Annotated in this window: 1 protein-coding gene; it reads left to right on the forward strand. The window is 52.4% G+C overall.

Features of this window, described 5'->3' with window-relative positions; genetic code table 11:
- Positions 1-225, forward strand: a 225-nt coding sequence (locus AB1471_RS19215) for a hypothetical protein (protein ID WP_367781093.1), incomplete at both ends; no start/stop codon positions are given.

Here is a 225-nt window from a genome sequence, read left to right on the forward strand (position 1 = left end):
GGAAGGAGGAGAAGAGAGGAAGAGAGAGGAAAGAGGAAGGGAGGAGAGGGGAAGAAGAAAAGAAGAAAGGAGAAAGAGTGGAGGGGAGGGGAGAAAAAGAGAGGGAGAGAGGAAAGGGGGAGAGGAAAGGGGAGAAAGGGGGGAGAAAAGGGAAGAAGGGGAAGGAGGAGGGGAAGGAAGAAAAAAAGGAAGAAGGGGGGGAAAAGGAAGGAAAAGGAGAGGGGT

The sequence above is a fragment of the Jeotgalibacillus marinus genome (genome assembly GCF_040801915.1).
In the GTDB taxonomy this organism is placed as follows: domain Bacteria; phylum Bacillota; class Bacilli; order Bacillales; family Jeotgalibacillaceae; genus Jeotgalibacillus; species Jeotgalibacillus marinus.